Source organism: Micromonospora sp. NPDC049903 (assembly GCF_044460945.1).
GTDB lineage: Bacteria > Actinomycetota > Actinomycetes > Mycobacteriales > Micromonosporaceae > Micromonospora.
Window position 1 is genome coordinate 1,007,027 of record NZ_JBITKL010000001.1, and the last position, 17,427, is coordinate 1,024,453.

Below are 17,427 nucleotides of genomic sequence, written 5' to 3' on the forward strand. Positions count from 1 at the left end.
ATTCCCTTGAACCGGTCAAACGGGCCGGTAGCGGATCGCCGAATGCATACCGGGAACCGGCAGCTCAGTCCTGGCCGGGACTCGCCACGGGCAGTCCCGCCTGCTTGGCGGATTCGAGCAGGCGTCGGTCGTAGGTGACAAAGGCGATGAGTGCCGTTCCAGACTCGTTGGTCAGGACCTGGGCCGTGGCGAGATGGATGGCGTCGAGGCTGCGCAGCGTCGATTCGGCGAATGCGGCCGCAGTCGCGCGGATCGTGCTGTCGATTTCCAACCGGAAGAGCCGGCCGATGGCCGCTGGCACTCCGATCAGGGCTTGCGGAGCTGACCGGCGTAGCGCTCTGGGCACTTCCACCTCGACGAGAGCGGATGAGACCAGCGGCGCATCGTCATGGCTGTTGAGCCAGGAGACCAGGTCGGAGCTGCATGCCTCCTGGCGCACCAGCTTGACGACAGCGGCGGAGTCGAGGTAGATCACCAGCGCTCCTCGTCTCGCATCGCGGCGAGGCTGGCGGCCACATCTGCATTCTCGTCGCCGAGCCTCGGCGGAAGCGGAAGCGGAACCGGACCGCCACCGGTCGGGGCGACCGCCCGTCCCGCAGCCACCAGCTTGGCCAACATCGACCTGTCGTCACTCACAGGAACAAGTCGGGCGATCGGGTGTCCACGGTCGGTGATCTCGACGGTCTCGCCGCCGCTCACCCGAGCCAGCACCTGGCTCGTGTTCTGGTTCAGTTCCCGCACGCCGATGCGCTCCATGGACACAAGTGTAGAACCGCATGTTCTACTTTTCCAGCTACTCGCATGATCAAGCGGACGATGGCCTGGTCACACGCGCTATCGACAGAGGGCGTCGATCCGCGCCTCGAAGTCGGGGAACTCCGCCCGTACCGCCGCGACCACCTCACTCGCCGACCGGCGATGCTCGGGTGCGTACCGCTGCGCGATCTCGGTGAGACGCGGGTCCGGCTGCGGCTCGTGCTCGTGCTCCGGGTGCTGCGCCGCCTCCCACGGACCGAAGCCGTCCGCCAGCAGCCACAGGTAGCTCCCCAGGTCCTGCGCCACGACCCCGGTCTCGCCCTCGGAGCCGAGGAACACCACCGGCTGCCGTTCGATCGGCTCACCGGCGCGTACCAGCCAGAATGCGGCGAGGCCGCCGGTGCCGTCCTGCCCGAAGACGCGGAACTCGGACCCGTCCAGCTCGGTGTTGCCGGTCCAGGACCGCCACCAGTCGGCGGTCTCGTCCCGGTCCAGGAACTGCGGGTACGGCTCGAAGTCGACGCCGGCTCCGTCGCGGTAGTCGAAATCTCCGGCATGGGCTTCGGCCAGCGCGGCCGGCAACGTACGACGATCGTCATCCACGCCGGCACCCTAGCGAGCAGCACCGACACCGGCGAGGTGGCGGGGTGGACCTACTCGTCGCGCTCGGGCGAGGTGCGGTCGGTGCCGCGTGCGCGGGTCAGCACCTCCTCGACGGTGAGCGGGCTGCGCGGGTGGTGGCTCAGCGCGAGCGGGGTCCTGATCTTGCGCGGTGCGGCGCCTTCGGCGGCGAGGTAGAACTCGCCGACGGTGAGCCGGGAGATGTCGGGTACGTCCCCGCCCTTGGCGCGGGCCATCTCGCGAGCCGTCTCGATCTGGGTCGGGCTGTTCATCAGTCCGTACAGTTGCGTTGCGGCGTTGCCGGGGATGCGGTTGTGCAGACTCTTCGGTGCCTGGGTCGCGAAGATCAGCCCCAGCCCGTACTTCCGCGCCTGGGCCACCAGGGCCAGCGTGCTCTGGGTGCAGGCGGTCATCGCGCTGGACGGTGCGAACGTCTGGGCCTCGTCCATGATGAGCAGGCCCAGCAGTGGCCGGTCCCCGGCCGGGTTCCGCTTGATCCAGGCGAAGAGCGCCATCTGGAGTTGGTTGACGAAGCTCTGGCGTACGTCGTCGGAGGGCAGGCCGACGAGGCTGATCACGGAGATCCGGGCCCGCTTGCCGGGCTCGGGGGTGAGCAGGACGCCGGGGTCCATCGGGGTGCCCTCGCCGCCGAAGAGCGGATCGTTGACCATCGCGGCGGTCAGCGTCTGGGCGAGGCCGAGACCGATCTTGTCGGCGTCGTCAAGGTCGATGAGGCCGTCCGGCAGGTCGGCCAGGGTGTCGATGAGGCCCTTCAGGCGGGAGCCGCCCCGTCGGCCGTAGTGTTCGACGGCCTTACGCAGCACGGCCAGGCCCAGGTGTGCCTTGGTGGCCCGGCCGGTGACCAGGGCGCGGGGCGCGAGGGACGCGACGGCCGCCTCCACCGCCTCGCCGAACTCGTCCGGGTCGTCGCGCACGCTGGTGAAGTCGGGCAGCGGTTGGAAACTGAGTGGGCGGCCCGAGGTACGCCGTGGCGTCCAGACGACGACGTCGGTGTGGGCGAGGTAGTCCTGCGCCTTGGCCTCGTCGCCGGGCCGCCACTGTGCCGGTGGGGTGGGCCACCCTTCGCCGAGGCGGGCCAGGTCGTTGTTGGGGTCGAGGACGATGGCGGAGACGCCCTGGAGGGCACACTCCTCGACGATGCGGCGGATGAGCACGGTCTTGCCCGAGCCCGAGCCGGCGAAGATCGTCGTGTGTTTGCGGAGTGCTTCGAGCGCCAGCGGCGCGGGGGCGTCGTCGTCGTACCCGTACCCGATGGTGAAAGCCGGCTCACCCGACGACCCGGCGGCGGCCCGCTGGTCACTGTCCGCCGGTGGGGCACCGCCGACCGGCTGGGCGCTGCCGGCGGGCGGCGAGGTCGGCCCACCGTCCGAGCCGTCCGAGCCGTCCGTGGTCCAGTTGTCCACGTCGGCGAGCGCGTGTTGCAGGAACTTGAGGTCCCGGGTGGGTCGGCGGTCGGCCAGCCATCCCTGTAGCTCCATGGTGGCCTCACCGAGCATGACCTGTAGCGCCGAGAGGGTACGCAGGTCCTCGTCGTCGATGCCGATGGTCTGCCCACCGGCCTCGGTGAGGGCGGTGGTGGCCTTCCGGGTGCCCGCGCTCGTCGACCATCCGCGGTTGCGCAGCAGGAACAGCCTGCGTTTGGGCAGACCGCCGCTGAGGGCGGCGGAGACGCACGCCTTGCGGAGTCGGGCCAGCGCGGCGTTGCCGTGGTGCTCGTCGCTGATCGCCCGGAAGCACCAGTGCACCTGGTCCTCGGTGCGTTCGTCGAGCGTCAGCCGGAGTCGGGCGTGCAACGGCGGGTTGGTGCTCGGGGGCGGGTCGACGCTGAACGCCTCTCCGGCATCACCCCGTTCCAGGATCCACGCGGTCAGCCCGGCGGCGAGCAGCGGCGGCATCGCGGCGTCCTCGGACGTACGCGCCAGCGGGGCGGCGATGTCGGCGGCGGCCCTCAGTTCGGCGAACCGGGCGTCGTAGTGTTCCGTCTCCCCGGGATAGGCGGTGACCGGGGCGGGCCGGGGCGCGCGGGGTTCCGCGGCGGGCGGCTCGCCGAGGCTGACCAGTTCCCGGACCTCGTCGTCGGCGAGGCAGGCCCGGATGTGCTGGTCGATCTCGATGAGGAGCTGTCGGGGCGTGAAGGTTCCCGCCTCGGCGAAGGCACGCGGGGACACCGGCCAGGAAGGGTACGGCGGCACGAAGCCGACCTCCCGGTAGCGGAGCGTGAAGCGCTTCTCGACGATCGCCCGGGCGAGGTCGGCGTCGTCGATCCGGCGCAGCGTCGGCATCTCCCGGAACCGGTCGGCCACCGTGTCGGCGGCGGTGGACTTGATGATCGTCCACGAGTTGGGGATGCAGGCCAGGACCGTCAGCGTCCGCCGCGTGGTCTGGCGCAGCGACATCAGTCCGTCCGCCATCCGGGCCAGCATCAGCGCCTGCTCGGGACTCATCGCGGCGGCGCCCACCACGCTCGGGTCGCTCTGGATCGCGAGTTGGGCGATCAGCGTGTCGACCTGGTCGATCGCCACCACCGACGGGCCGGTGAGGGCCAGCAGCCAGGAGAGTTCCTGCACGATCTGCTGGGCGGTACGCGGGGCGCGGCGCATGCCCCAGGCCGCGCGTTCACCGGGCACCACCTCCTCGCCGCAGTTGAAGTAGTTCTCCGCGATGTCGCGCTGGTTGATGTCCTCGGAAGCGTTCAGCGCCAACGCTCGGGCGGTCTCCTGGCACGTCCGGGCCACGTGCCGGTCGAAGGCACCGAGCCCGTTGAGGAAGGCGTCCAACGCCGCCCGGGTCAGCTCGGTCTCCCCCATCACGGCTCGGCGGGCCGCACGAGGTGCGCCCACAAGCGTCGAGAGGCGGCGCAGCAGCAGCTTGAGCTGGGTCTCCCCGGTGCGGGGCACCGGTCGCTGGAGGCCGTCCATCATAGCGTCCCGCACGCTGTCCCAGAACGTACCGGCGTCCAGCAGGCTGACCAGGAAGAAGTAGCCGCCCTCGTCCTGCACCTGCTGGCGTACCCAACCGAGCAGGTGGGTCTTGCCGGACCCGCGCTGGCCCTGCACGACCAGGCCGACCGGACTGCCGCCGGTGCCGCTGCCGGCCTCGCCCACGGCGGCGAGCACCTCCCGGAGGACCGGTTCGTGCAGCCCGTCGACGTGGAAGGGCAGCGGCCGCCACACGTCGTCGGGAACCGGTGCCCAGTTGAACCGCAGTGCCGCCAGCGCGGCGTGCTCCGCCTCGCGCATCACACGCCGATCGCCAAGAGGTGGTTGTCCTGCCCGCCGACCCGCAGGGCCGCCGCGATGTCCGCCTCGGTGAGCGTCTTCTGGTTGGACTCGGGGACCAGGGTGACGCCCTCCTCGCGGATGAGCCGGCGCAGCGCGTCGTCCAGGTCGTCCCGGTGCACGTCGGCGAAGAACGGGCGCAGCCGACGCAGGCTCACCCAGGCACCGGACTCGGCGGCGAGCGCACGGTAGGCGCTGACCACGCGGGCCCGCAGCGGCCCGACCGGCTCGGCTGGCCCGGCCGGGGTGGGCGCTGACCCGACCGGCTCGGACGACGGGGTGGGTGCCGGCGCGCGAACGTCGCTGAGCGCGAAGAGTTCGGTCAGCGTGGCGCAGCCGCTGCGCTCCAGCACGCGGTCACGAAGGTTGCCGTGCAGGGCGGTCAGCGCCGCACCGAGCGCCGACGCCCCGCGCAGCGTGAAGTCGAGCTCGGTCTGCACCCGTACCCAGCCCTTGTCGTCGAGCTGAAGGGCGTAGGTCGAGCCGCTCTTCCGGCTGGCCACGTAGTGCAGGCGAGTGAGCTTGTCCCGTTGCGGCTTGCGGACGTCCAGGCCGTACCGCTGACGCAGTTCGGTGTTCAGCACCTCCCGCGCCTCGGCCATGAGCACGACGAGGATCGCGCTCTCGGATGCGGTCAGGTCATCGCCGGCCATGAAGAGGTCCTTCCGGTATGCCCCGGCGACGGTTCCGCAGATATTCACCGATCTGCTGGACCACGGCGCCGACGTCGTGGATTACTCGTGCGTTGGTGAAGCGCAGGACGGCGTACCCGTCCAGTTGGAGCTGGACGTCCCGTTGCCGGTCGGCCTCGAAGCGATCGGGCCGACAGTGCTCCGGACCGTCGATCTCGACCACGCACCGCTCGTCCGGCCACAGCAGGTCGAGCCGGACCGGTGCGCTCAGCGGATGGGACTGGTGGCTCTGGTTCCATCGCCGCCCGGCCGCCCAGCTCTCGGCGGCCAGGGCCGCTTCGAGCAGCTTCTCGACGTCGCTGGCGGGGTGGGGCTTCCCGACGACCGCCGGGCCCGCCTGGCCGGCCGGTGCGGGTGGCGGCGGCGGCAGCTCGACCCGGTAGGCCGGGAGTCCCTCGACCCGGGCGGCACCTCCTCCGGTCAGCCACACGGCCGGGCCACCGTGGTGCACCAGCCACCCGGCCCCGGCCGCGACCACGGCCGCCTCGGCGGCGTCCGGTTCGACCAGCATCACCACCGTGCGCCGACCGAACGCGTCAGCGACGAGGCGGGTCAGCGCGGCGGCCCGGGTACGCAGCGGGAGCGTGGTGGGGGCTCGTCGGGCGCTCACCGCGAAGGCGGCCAGGTCCGGCAGGAAGGTGCCCGGGTAGTGGTCACGACGTGCCCGTGCCCCGGCGGCGGCCCGGATTGCGGCCAGGCCGGCGGTGTCCGGCCGAGTCGTCTGCGCCGCTTCCGGCAGCCAGGCCGGCAGCAGCTCGACCGCGACCTGTTCGAGTCGGTCCACGGCCGCGTGCACGACGTCGGCCGGCATCGCGTGGCGTACCGAGGGACGGTGCACGACGGCGACCAGTTCCCTCTGGTCACGGGCGATCATCGTGGCCAACGCGTCGATGCGCGCCTCGGGCAGGGCGATCACCCGATCCGAGGGGAGGTCGAACGGATTCCGGCTCATCGCGTCGGGTCCGAAAGATCAGCGAGCGGGGTGGTGAACAGCGTTATCGACCCCTCCCACCATCGGCCCCTGACGTCCGGGAACAGAGTACGAATCCGTTTCGGAAGGCGCTATAGCGCTCGGCGCCAGTGAGGTGTCGCCTTCCGGACTTCGGAAGAATTCCCGCTCTCCGATAGCCGCGAACGATGCGATTACCATTCAGGGCCGGCGCAAGACCGCCTCGGCGGCGGGTATGACCGACCGTCGACCGAACGGCCCATACCCGGTCGGGTATACCCGGCCGGGCGCTCTTTCCGCCGCCCGGCGGTCTCTTATCGAAACTCTCTCACCTCCGCAGACTCGTCCTCGATGAGACAAGCGGGGGAGAGAGGGGCGGTACCGGTGAGCAGAGCCGTGGCCACGGAAGACATCACGCAGCTACCCGAGCTGCCCCTGGCACGCAGATGTCCGTACCAGCCGCCGGAGGAATACCGGGAGCTGCGGGAACGCGGAACGGTCACCCGGGCGCGGCTGTTCGACGGTCGGCCGGTCTGGGTGGTCACCGGGTACGCGGCGACCCGGGCGATCCTGGCCAGCCCGGACACCAGTGTGGACGTACGGCAGCCGAACATGCCGCTGCCGGTGCCCGGCATGGCGGGGCTGCGGCAGAGCGGTTCGGCGACCATCGAGGCGTTGCTGCGGACCGATCCGCCGGAGCACTCGCGGCAGCGGCGGGCGGTGCTGCCCAGCCTGACCTTCAAGCGGATCAGCGCCTGGGAACCGGAGATCGTCCGGTACACCGACGCCTACCTGGACCGGATGCTGGCCGAGTCGCCGCCGGTGGACCTGCTCGACGTGTTCGCCAAGCCGCTGGTCGCGGAGGTCCTGGGCCGGCTGCTCGGGGTGCCGGAGGCGGACGTCGAGCACTTCCAGACGGTCACCTACAAGCGGTTCAACCCGGTCCGGTCGATGACCGGCTACCTGACCCACCTGCTCACCGACGGTCGGGACGACCTGCGGGACGGCCAACTGCGGGATCTGGCCGAGCGGATCGACGAGGGTGAGCTGACCGTCGAGGAGGCGGCCGGGCTGGGCATCGCCATCGTGCTGGCCGGGCAGGACATCACCGTCAACACGCTGGGCATGAGCGTACTCACGCTGCTCACCGAGCGTACCCAGCTCGACCTGCTGCGGGCCGAGCCGGAGCGCTGGCCGGACGCGGTCGAGGAGCTGCTGCGGTACCTGTCGCTCACCGGCGCCACGGTCCGCGTCGCCACCGCCGACCTGGAGGTGGACGGCGAGCTGATCCGGGCCGGTGAGGGCATCGTGCTGCTGCTGCCCGGAGCCAACCGGGACGCGGAGCGGTTCGCCGATCCCGACGCGCTGGACGTACGGCGGGCGGCGCGCGGCCACCTGACCTTCGGCTTCGGCATCCACCAGTGCGTCGGCCAGCACCTGGGACGGCTGGAGCTGCTGATCGCGCTGCGGGCCCTGTTCACCCGGCTTCCCGGGCTGCACCTGGCCGTACCGGTCGAGCAGATCCCGGTCCGGCAGGGCGTGGTGTTCGGGCTCGGTCGGCTGCCGGTGCGGTGGTGACCCGATGACGCCCCTGCTCACCGTCGCGGCGGAGCGCTGTCTCGGTGCCGGGCACTGCGTCCGGCTCGCGCCGGAGGTGTTCGACGAGGACGACCACGGGACGGTCGTGCTGCTGGTGGCCGAGCCGGAGCCGGATCGTGTCCCGGCCGTCCGGGAGGCCGCGCAACTGTGCCCCAACCGAGCGATCTCGATTCAGACGACTCAGCAGGAGCGTGAACGGTGACCAGCTTCAGTGCCCGGATGGAGGTCAACGCCGCGCAGTTCGGCGAGCGGACCGCGTTCACCTACGTGGCCGACCCGATGCGCGACGACGCCCCGATCAGCTACTCGTACGCCCAGATCCACGACGCGGCCCGTCGGGTCGGCGCGCTGCTCTCCGACCGGCTGGACGCCGGTGACCGGGCGATGCTGCTCTACCCGCCGGGTCCGCAGTTGGCCCTCGCCGTCCTCGGCTGCCTGTACTCCGGGGTGATCCCGATCGTGGTGCCGGTGCCGGACGGGCAGCAGCACCGCAGCCAGCGACTGACCGCGATCGTCCGCAACGCGCGGGCCGCCGCCCTGCTCACCGAGGAGCGGGTGGCCGGTGACGTGACCACCTGGGCGGAGGCGGCCGGGGTGGGCGACCTGCCGCGTCTGGTGACCGACGCGACCGCGCTGCCCGATGTCGGGCAGTTCCGCGCCCTGCCCGACGATCCGGACCGGATCGCCTTCCTCCAGTACACGTCCGGCTCCACCAGCCAGCCCCGGGGCGTGGTGGTGACGCACGGCAACCTGGCCGACAACGCGGGGGTCTACCAGCGCATCCTCGGCGCGCCGTCGGACGCCCGGCACGGCGGCTGGCTGCCGATGCACCACGACTTCGGCCTGATCGGGCTCTTCCTCTCCCCGCTGTACGTCGGCAGCACCACCGTGCACATGCCCGCCTCGGTGTTCCTGCGACACCCGCAGAGCTGGCTGTTCCTGGTCGACCGCTTCGACGTGCAGATCTCCCCGGCACCCAACTTCGCCTACGAGATGTGCCTGAACCGGATCGCCGAGGAGAGGCTCGCCGGCCTGGACCTGTCCCGCTGGCGGGTGGCGGTCAACGGCGCCGAGCCGGTCCAGGCGAGCACGCTGGCCCGCTTCCGCGACCGGTTCGCGCCCTACGGCCTGCGGCCGGAGGCGATCGGGCCGGGTTACGGGCTGGCCGAGGCGACCCTTGCGGTCTCCTGCGCCGGGCAGTACCGACTCCCCCGGATCACCCGGGTCGACGCCGAGCACCTGGGCCGGGGGCAGGCCCGACCGGTCGGGCCGGACGCCGACGAGGCAACCCGTGACCTGGTCGGCTGCGGCACGACGTCCGAGATGGACATCCGGATCGTCGACCCGGAGCGCCACGTGCTGCTCCCCGACGGCGAGGTGGGCGAGATCTGGTTGCGCGGCCCGAGCGTCGCGCGCGGGTACTGGGAGAACCCCGAGGCCACGGCCGCCGTCTTCGACGCGGAGACCGCCTGCGGCGAGCGCGGTTTCCTGCGCACCGGCGACCTCGGGGTACGCCTCGACGACGAGCTGTACATCTCCGGGCGGATCAAGGAGCTGCTGATCATCCGGGGGCGCAACCTGTACCCGCAGGACCTGGAGGCCGAGGCGCGCACCGTGCATCCCGCGCTGGCGCTCGGTGTCGGTGCCGCGTTCAGCGTGCCGGTGCCCGAGGAGCAGGTGGTCCTGGTGCACGAGGTACGGGCCGGCCGGGCGACGCCGGAGGAGTTGGCCCGGATCTCGGCGGCGGTGCGGCACCGGTTGTCCCGCGAGTTCGGGGTGGAGGCAAGCGTGCTGCTGGTCCGCCCGGGCGGGGTGTCCCGGACCACCAGCGGCAAGATCCAGCGGGTCGCGGTCCGTCGCGCCTTCCAGGAGGGTTCGCTCGCCGGCACGTACGCCGACCTCACGCCGGAGGTCCGGGCCCACCTCGACGCCGCCGACCGGGACCGCGAGCTGGCCGGGGTGGCCCGATGAGCGTCCCCACCACCTCGCCGGGCCTGCTGGACGCCGCCCTGGCCACGGCCGAGGCGTTCCGCCCGGACCGGGTCGCCGAGCTGGACCGGACCGAGACGTTCCCCACCGACGCCGTACGACTGCTGGACGAGTCGGGAGTGCCCGACTGGTACGTGCCGGCGCGGCTCGGTGGCGCGTCGACGGACCACACGCAGCTCGTCGAGGTGGTCCGGACGATCGCCCGGCACGACCTGACCGCCGCGATCGCACACGCCAAGACCTACCTGGGCGCGGTCTGCGTCTGGGTGGCCGGCGACCCGGAGCAGGCCGAACGGCTCGGCGCGCGGGTCCGGGCCGGTGCGGTGGTCTCCTGGGCGCTGACCGAGCGGGGGCACGGCAGCGACCTGGTGGCCGGGGAGCTGACCGCCACCGAGTGCCCGGGCGGGTACCGGTTGGACGGCGAGAAGTGGCCGATCAACAACGCCACCCGGGCCGAGACGATCTGCGTGCTCGCCCGCACCTCGGCCGACGGCGGGGCACGCGGCCACAGCCTGTTCCTGGTCGACAAGGACCGGCTCGCCCCGGGCAGCTACCGCACGTTGCCGAAGGCGCGTACGCACGGCATCCGGGGCGCGGACATCAGCGGCATCGCGTTCGACGGCGCGGTGGTGCCGACCGGGGCGCTGGTCGGCAGGCCCGGTGCGGGCCTGGAGATCGTGCTCAAGGCACTCCAGCTCACCCGGGTGATGGCGGCCGGGCTCTCGCTCGGCGCGGTCGACCACGCCCGGGAACTGACCCTGCGGTACGTGCGGGAGCGGGAACTGTACGGCCGTCGGCTGATCGAGTTGCCGCACGTGCGGCGCAGCTTCGGGGAGATCTCCGCCGCCGCGCTGGTGGCCGAGTCGGTGGTGCTGTTCGCCGGGCGGGCGGCCGGTGCGCTGACCGGCGAGATGAGCGTCTATTCGGCGGTGGCGAAGGCGCTGGCGCCGACCCTGGTCGACGAGGCGATCGCGCGCTGCGGCGAGCTGCTCGGCGCCCGCGCGTTCCTCACCACCGTGTACGCGGACGGCGCGTTCCAGAAGCTGGAACGGGATCACCGCATCGTGGGCATCTTCGACGGCAACACCTTCGTCAACCGGCACTCGCTGATCACCCAGTTCCCGCGTCTGGTGGCCGGCTGGCGGCAGCGGGTCCGGGACGTCGCCGGGCTGCGCGGCGTCGAGGTGGGCGCGCCCACCGACCCGAGCCGCCTGGAGCTGTTCTCGCGCGCCGGATGCAGCCTGGTGCAGAGCCTGCCGTTCCTGCTGGAGCAGGTCCGCACGTCGGCACCGGAGAGCGTGGTCCGGCTCGCCGGGCACGTCCTGGACTCCGCCGAGCGGCTGCACGACGAGATGGCCGCCCTGCCGCCGCAGGGCGTGACGGCCGGGGTCGAGGCGTTCGAGCTGGCCCGACGGTACGAGTGGTGCCTGGCCGCCGCTGCCGTACTGCACCGGTGGTCCGCCGAGCCGGCCCGGCCGGAACTGGCCGCCACGCTGGCCCTGATCGTCGGCCGCCTCGGTGGTCTCCGGCCCGATCCCACCGCCTTCGACCGGCTCACCGACGACCTCAAGGAGCTGTCATGACGGCCCCCGCCCGGCTGGACGAGCTGGAACGCCTGCTCGGCGACCCGTCCGACGACGGCAACCCGACCGGCGCCGCCGCCGCGCTGGCCGCCGACGAGAAGGACGAGGTGTTCGGCGCCGCCGAGCGGGCCCTCGACGCGTACTGCCTCAACGCCGAGTTCGTGCCGCGCCGCCACGGCGGACGGCTGGCCGGTGCCGACGACCTGATCCAGGTGCTGCGGACGGTGTTCCGGCGGGACCCGTCGCTGGGCCTCGGCTACGGCGTCAGCTCGTTCATCTCGTCGGTCAACGTGTGGGCCTCCGGCTCGCCGACGCAGACCCGCTGGGTCGCCGACACGCTGCTCTCCAACCAGAAGATCGCCTCGGCGTACCACGAGCTGGCGCACGGCAACGACTTCTCCCGCGCCGAGTTCGCGGCCCGGCCGGGCACGTCCGGCGGATGGCGGCTGACCGGGCGCAAGGAGGTGGTCACCAACGTCAAGCGGGCACGCGGGCTGGTGCTGCTGGCCCGCACCGACGAACGACCGGGCAGCCGCAGCCACTCGCAGATCCTGGTGGACAAGCACACGCTGCCGGACGGCGCGATGCGCGACCTGGCCCGCTACCCGAGCGTGGGCATGCGCGGCGTGCAGTTGGGCGGCATCGAGTTCACCGACTGCCCGGTGGACGACGAGGCGGTGGTGGGTCGGCCCGGTCAGGGCATCGAGACGGCGCTGCGCTCGTTCCAGCTCACCCGCACCGCGATCCCGAGCATGCTCGCCGGTGTCCTCGACTCGGGCCTGCGGTCGACGATGGACTTCGCCGCCGACCGACGCCTCTACGGGCACCGCGTCGCCGACCAGCCCGAGGTCCGGCGGCTGCTCGTCGACGCGTACCTGGATCTGTTGATCTGCGACAGCCTCGGCCTGGTCGCGGCCCGCGCGCTGCACCTGCTGCCCGGCCAGACCAGCATGTACGCCTCCGCCGTGAAGTACCTGGTCGCCAAGCGGCTGATGGACTCGATGCACCAGCTCTCCCTGGTGCTCGGGGCGCACTTCTACCTGCGCGAGGGCCGGTACGCGATCTTCCAGAAGCTGCTGCGCGACCTGGCTCCGGCCGGGTTCGGGCACGCCGCCCGGGTCGCCTGCCTGGGCACCATGCTTCCCCAGGTGCCGCTGCTGGCACGACGCGGCTGGGTGCACCCGGAGCCGGCCGACCCGGCGCTGTTCCGGATCGGCGAGGAACTGCCCGAGCTGCCGTTCGAGCGGCTGCGGGTCTCCGCCGGTGGGCTGGACGGCCTGGCCGGGTCGCTGGGCGCGGCCGTCGACCGGCTCGATGACGGGTCGGAGCAGCAGCGACTCCGTCGGCTGGCCGAGCAGTTCCGGGCCGAACTCGGTGACCTCGCCGAGGCGGGAGCCGCGCTGCACCCCTCGGACCTGGGCGTGGACGCCCGCGTCGAGGTGCTCGATCTGCCCGCCCGGTACGCCACCGTGCTCGCCGCCTCGGCCTGCCTGAACGTCTGGCTGGCCCGCGACGACGACCCGGCCTGGGTCACCGCGGCGCTGGACCGGCTGGCCCGCAGCCTCGGCCGTCCGGGCGACGACCGCCCCGGCGACCACCGCGAGCCGCTCTATCAGGAACTGGCCGCCCGGCACGCGGAGCGACGCAGCTTCGACCTGTCCCGCCGGGCGTTGCCGGGGTGACCCGGGAGCCAGTCCGCACCGCCAACCATCCGAGGAAGGAAACCCACATGGCATCCAACGCCGAGGGCGCGGGCGACCTGCGTTCCTGGTTGACCCGCTGCGTCGCGGAGTACCTGCGCCGGCCCGAGGACGAGATCGACCCCACCGTCCGCCTCGCCGAGTACGGCCTGGACTCGGTCTATGCGCTCGCCCTCTGCGGCGACATCGAGACGCACCTGGACATGCGGCTCAGCGAGACCCTGGTCTGGGACCACCCGACCATCGACGAACTGACCGCGCACCTGACCGAACTGATCGCCGAGCAGGAACCCGCGGGTGCCCGGTGACCACCATCGAGGCGGTCTCCGCCTATCTCCCGTCGACGGTCGTGCCGATCGAGGAGATCGGTGCCCAACTGGCGATGGACCCGAAGCAGGTGGCGACGTTCCGCCGCTTCTACGGGTTGTCCGAGGTGCGCTACGACCCGGACGGCGACCTGGCCCAGATGATGATCAACGCGGCCGGCAAGCTGACCGCGCTGACCGGACGCGAGAGCCAGGTCAGGTACGTGCTCCAGGCCCGCACGTTGCAGACCGTGGCGCCGTACCCGGAGAACCCGCTGCACCAGGTCCGCACCGCGCTCGGCCTGGAGCACGCGGTCTCGTTCGCGGTCACCCAGCACGCCTGCGCGTCGGGGCTGCTCGCCGTGCACCTCGCCGGTGAGCTGCTGGCCGCCGACGGCGACCCGGACGCGCTGGCCCTGGTCTTCGCCGGGGAGAAGGCGTTCACCCCCACCGCGCAGCTCATCCCGAACACCACCTTCATGGGTGAGGGTTCGGCCGCCGTCCTGGTCGGCCTCGGCGGCGACCACGACCGGCTGCTGGGCTACGCCACCCGCACGTACGGGCAGTTCAACGCCGGTCTGCGCATGGACGCCGCGCGGGCCGCCGAGTTCGAGGCGATCTATCAGGACGGTCTGGCCGAGGTGGTCCTGGCGGCGGTGGCGCAGGCCGGTGTCGCGCTCTCCGACGTGGACCTGATCCTGCCGCACAACGTGAACCGGCTCTCCTGGGTGCGGCTGTGCAAGCAGCTCGGCTACCCGGTGGACCGGGTGCTGTTGGACAACGTCGCCTCGACCGGCCACTGCTTCTGCGCCGACTCCTTCATCAACTACCAGACGGCCCTGGAACTGGAGCGGCTCGCGCCGGGCGACCGCTACCTGATGGTCGCCGTCGGGCTCGGCGCGACCTTCTCCGCCATGGTCTTCGAGCACTAGGAGGCATGTTGACCACACCGTTCATACCCCGGCTCAAGACCGCGGTGACCGGCGACCCGGAGGCGCGTTTCGTCTTCCTCGGCAACTTCGAGGTGGAGGACGTGTGGGGCGAGGACGAGCCGGGCCTGCCCCGGATGGCGTTCGGCTCCGGCAGCGCGGTGGTGAACCGGATGGACGAGTTCGCGCTGCTGCTGGCCGGACCGGGTGACCGGGTGCTGCTCAAGGCCGCCCCCGATCCCGACTACCTGGCCTTCCTCACCGGCCTGGGGGTCCAGCTCCCGGAGATCCACACCGTCTCGGCGCAGAACCCGCAGCACACCGTCAGCCAGGACGTACTCGCCGACTCCGACCTGCTCGGCCGGATGGCGCAGTGGGCGGAGCAGGGCGCGTACCTGTCGGTGCACGGCGTCTCGGTGCTGGAGGAGGAGATCGCCGCCCGCACCGGCGTCCGGATCGCCGGCAGCTCCGCGCAGACCTGCAAGGCGGTCAACAGCAAGGTCTACAGCCGGCAGGTCGCCGACGAGGTGGGCCTGCGGCAGCCGGCCGGTCGGGGCTGCGTCACGATCGCCGAGTGGTCGGCGGCGGTGGCCTGGGCCAAGGAGGTCCTCGCGGCCGGCCGCCGGGTGGTGGTGAAGGACGCGTACGGGGTCTCCGGCAAGGGCATCGTCGTGGTCGACGACCCGCGTCGGCTGGACCAGATGGACCGGATGGTGAGCCGCAAGGCGCGCACCACCGGCTCCGACCGGGTCGCCCTGGTGGTGGAGGAGTTCGTGGCCAAGCGGGCCGACCTCAACTACCAGATGACCGTGGGGCGCGACGGCGACGTCCGGTTCGACTTCGTCAAGGAGGCGATCACCGAGTCCGGCGTGCACAAGGGACACCGCATCCCGGCCCGGCTGGACGCGCGCCAGGAGGCGGAGATCCGGGAGGCGGCCCGGCTGCTCGGCGAGCGGCTGCACGCCGACGGCTACGTCGGGGTGGTCGGCGTGGACGCGATGGTCGGCGACGACGAGCGCCTCTTCCCGGTCACCGAGATCAACGCCCGCAACAACATGTCCACCTACCAGCTCCCGTTGCAGGAGCGCTTCGTCCCCGCCGGCTGGGTGGCGCTGGCCCGGCAGTACCCGCTGCGGCTGCCCGAGCCGCTGCCGTTCAAGCGGCTGCACGGGGCGATCGGCGACGTCCTGCTCACCCGGGCTGGCGAGGAGGGCGTCCTGGTGAACAACTTCGCCACGGTCAACGCCGCGGCCGGTGGCGAGGGCGGCTTCGACGGCCGGCTCTACGCGCTGGTCATCGCGCCGACCGAGGAGCGGGTGCGCCAGCTCGACGAACACGTGGCCGGCGTCGTCGCCGGCCTGACCGAAAGGACCGGATCATGACCGCCGAGCACGACGTGCAGGGCATCGGCATCACCGAGTTGGCCGAGCGATTCGGCACGCCGATGTTCGTCTACGACGGCGAGCAGTTGCGGCGGCAGTACCAGGGCCTGCGGGACCGGCTGCACCCCGCCGTGGACATGTTCTTCTCGCTGAAGGCCAACCCCAACCTGTCGGTCTGCGCGGTGCTGCACGGCTACGGCGCGTGCGCCGAGGTGTCGTCGCTGACCGAGCTCATCACCGCGCGGCGGGCCGGGGTGGCACCCCGGGACATCATCTTCCTCGGGCCCGGCAAGAGCCGCGACGAGCTGGCCGCCTGCCTGCGTGAGCAGGTGTACGCGGTGGTCGTCGAGTCCTTCGGCGAGCTGGAACTGCTCAACGAGGTGGCCGCCGAACACGACGTCGTCGCGCCGGTCGCGCTCCGGGTCAACCCGGAGTTCGCGGTCAAGGGCGGCGGACTGACCATGGGCGGCAAGCCGCGTCAGTTCGGCATCGACGAGGCGCAGCTCTTCGCCGCGCCCGACCTGGGCGTCCTGTCGAACGTCCGGGTGATGGGCGTGCACGCCTACCTCGGCACCCGGATCCTCAGCGAGGAGGTCATCGCCGAGAACACCGCGCGGATCCTGGACCTCGCCGAGCGGCTGGCGCAGCGGCACGGTTTCCCGCTGGAGATGGTCGACATCGGCGGCGGGCTGGGCGTGGCGTACTTCGAGGGCGAGACCGACCTCGACCCGGCCCTGGTGGCCGAGCGGGTGAATCCGGTGGTCGCGGCGTTCCGCGACCGGCACCCGGACACCCGCGTGATCATGGAGCTGGGCCGGTACCTGACCGCGCCCGCCGGCGTGTACGTGGTGGGCGTCCGCTACGTCAAGGAGTCGATGGGCCAGCGCTTCGCCGTCGCCGACGGTGGCACCAACCACCACATGGCGGCCGTCGGGACAGGCTCCTTCGTCAAGCGCAACTACCCGATGGTCCTGCTCAACCGTCCGGCCGAGCCGGCCGTGGCGGAGTGGCAGGTCACCGGCCCGCTCTGCACGCCCAACGACACCATCGGCAAGAACGTGCCGCTGCCGACGGTCCGTCCCGGCGACCTCATCGGAGTGCTGCGCTCCGGGGCGTACGGGCCGACCGCCTCCCCCGTGCACTTCCTCAGCCACGGCTACCCGGCCGAGGTGCTGGTCCACGAGGGACACGCCTACCTGGTCCGGCACCGGGACGACCCGGAGGACCTGCTCAGCCGACAGCCGACACACGACGAGCTGGCCGCACCGGCCCGGCTCGTGTCGACCGTCACCAGCAACGGACACCCCTCGAACGAAAGGATTCGCGTGTCATGACCGAGACGATTGTGCAGGGGCAGCCCCAGGCTCCGGTGGTGGACGAGGCCGTGGTGACCAGCGTCCGGACCGCGCTCGCCGCCGTCCTCAAGCGGGACGTCGCCACCATCACCCCGGACACCCGGCTCTTCGACGACCTCGGGCTCGACTCGACCAGCGTGCTGGAGCTGCTGCTCGAGCTGGAGAACGAGCTCGGCGCCGAGTTCGACCCGGACGACCTGGAGCAGCGGCACTTCGAGACCGTCACCACCCTCTCCGAGTACGTCAACGAGCACGTGAGCCGCTGACC

The 17,427-nt window shown here is 71.9% G+C and carries 16 protein-coding genes; 10 read left to right on the top strand and 6 right to left on the bottom strand.

Annotated features, from left to right (window positions below):
- Positions 1–64: 64 nt before the first annotated feature.
- From ACIBO1_RS04310 to ACIBO1_RS04335, 6 genes are all read right to left on the bottom strand, one after another.
- Positions 65–475, bottom strand: coding sequence for a type II toxin-antitoxin system VapC family toxin (locus ACIBO1_RS04310; RefSeq protein ID WP_396741295.1), 411 nt, complete (start codon positions 473–475; stop codon positions 65–67).
- Positions 472–756, bottom strand: a complete 285-nt coding sequence (locus ACIBO1_RS04315) for a type II toxin-antitoxin system Phd/YefM family antitoxin (RefSeq protein ID WP_396741297.1) — start codon at positions 754–756, stop codon at positions 472–474. Before ACIBO1_RS04315 ends, ACIBO1_RS04310 begins: the two co-directional genes overlap by 4 nt.
- A gap of 78 nt (positions 757–834) precedes the next feature.
- Positions 835–1,359 (bottom strand): SMI1/KNR4 family protein, encoded by a 525-nt coding sequence (locus ACIBO1_RS04320; RefSeq protein ID WP_396741299.1) that lies wholly within the window; start codon positions 1,357–1,359, stop codon positions 835–837.
- Positions 1,360–1,409: 50 nt separating this feature from the next.
- Positions 1,410–4,637 (bottom strand): helicase HerA domain-containing protein, encoded by a 3,228-nt coding sequence (locus ACIBO1_RS04325; RefSeq protein ID WP_396741301.1) that lies wholly within the window; start codon positions 4,635–4,637, stop codon positions 1,410–1,412.
- Positions 4,637–5,329 (bottom strand): hypothetical protein, encoded by a 693-nt coding sequence (locus ACIBO1_RS04330; protein ID WP_396741303.1) that lies wholly within the window; start codon positions 5,327–5,329, stop codon positions 4,637–4,639. The genes ACIBO1_RS04325 and ACIBO1_RS04330 overlap by 1 nt, the downstream gene beginning before the upstream one ends.
- The gene (locus ACIBO1_RS04335) at positions 5,316–6,320 is read right to left on the bottom strand and encodes an endonuclease domain-containing protein (RefSeq protein ID WP_396741305.1); all 1,005 of its coding nucleotides are present in this window, start codon (positions 6,318–6,320) and stop codon (positions 5,316–5,318) included. Before ACIBO1_RS04335 ends, ACIBO1_RS04330 begins: the two co-directional genes overlap by 14 nt.
- 381 nt (positions 6,321–6,701) lie before the next feature.
- Between ACIBO1_RS04335 and ACIBO1_RS04340 the strand changes: the two genes are divergently transcribed.
- The 10 genes from ACIBO1_RS04340 to ACIBO1_RS04385 are packed head-to-tail and all read left to right on the top strand — an operon-like array spanning position 6,702 to position 17,425.
- A complete protein-coding gene (locus tag ACIBO1_RS04340) occupies positions 6,702–7,895 on the top strand; it encodes a cytochrome P450 (protein ID WP_396741307.1) in 1,194 nt (397 codons plus the stop codon).
- 4 nt (positions 7,896–7,899) lie between these two features.
- Positions 7,900–8,118 (top strand): ferredoxin, encoded by a 219-nt coding sequence (locus tag ACIBO1_RS04345; protein ID WP_396741309.1) that lies wholly within the window; start codon positions 7,900–7,902, stop codon positions 8,116–8,118.
- Positions 8,115–9,887 carry a fatty acyl-AMP ligase gene (locus ACIBO1_RS04350; protein WP_396741311.1) on the top strand — a complete coding sequence of 591 codons (1,773 nt, stop codon included), beginning with the start codon at positions 8,115–8,117 and terminating at the stop codon, positions 9,885–9,887. The genes ACIBO1_RS04345 and ACIBO1_RS04350 overlap by 4 nt, the downstream gene beginning before the upstream one ends.
- Positions 9,884–11,488 carry an acyl-CoA dehydrogenase family protein gene (locus ACIBO1_RS04355; RefSeq protein ID WP_396741313.1) on the top strand — a complete coding sequence of 535 codons (1,605 nt, stop codon included), beginning with the start codon at positions 9,884–9,886 and terminating at the stop codon, positions 11,486–11,488. The genes ACIBO1_RS04350 and ACIBO1_RS04355 overlap by 4 nt, the downstream gene beginning before the upstream one ends.
- Entirely contained in the window at positions 11,485–13,170 is a 1,686-nt protein-coding gene (locus ACIBO1_RS04360) for an acyl-CoA dehydrogenase (RefSeq protein ID WP_396741315.1), read from the top strand. Before ACIBO1_RS04355 ends, ACIBO1_RS04360 begins: the two co-directional genes overlap by 4 nt.
- A 47-nt stretch (positions 13,171–13,217) precedes the next feature.
- Positions 13,218–13,496: an acyl carrier protein gene (locus ACIBO1_RS04365; RefSeq protein WP_350697522.1), complete on the top strand. Its 279-nt coding sequence runs from the start codon at positions 13,218–13,220 to the stop codon at positions 13,494–13,496.
- The gene (locus ACIBO1_RS04370; RefSeq protein ID WP_396741317.1) at positions 13,493–14,425 is read left to right on the top strand and encodes a 3-oxoacyl-[acyl-carrier-protein] synthase III C-terminal domain-containing protein; all 933 of its coding nucleotides are present in this window, start codon (positions 13,493–13,495) and stop codon (positions 14,423–14,425) included. Before ACIBO1_RS04365 ends, ACIBO1_RS04370 begins: the two co-directional genes overlap by 4 nt.
- Positions 14,426–14,430: 5 nt before the next feature.
- Complete coding sequence (locus ACIBO1_RS04375; protein WP_396741319.1) at positions 14,431–15,804, top strand: ATP-grasp domain-containing protein; 1,374 nt, start codon at positions 14,431–14,433, stop codon at positions 15,802–15,804.
- Entirely contained in the window at positions 15,801–17,138 is a 1,338-nt protein-coding gene (locus tag ACIBO1_RS04380; RefSeq protein WP_396741321.1) for a type III PLP-dependent enzyme, read from the top strand. Before ACIBO1_RS04375 ends, ACIBO1_RS04380 begins: the two co-directional genes overlap by 4 nt.
- Positions 17,135–17,425 (top strand): acyl carrier protein, encoded by a 291-nt coding sequence (locus ACIBO1_RS04385; protein ID WP_396741323.1) that lies wholly within the window; start codon positions 17,135–17,137, stop codon positions 17,423–17,425. Before ACIBO1_RS04380 ends, ACIBO1_RS04385 begins: the two co-directional genes overlap by 4 nt.
- Positions 17,426–17,427 lie beyond the last annotated feature (2 nt).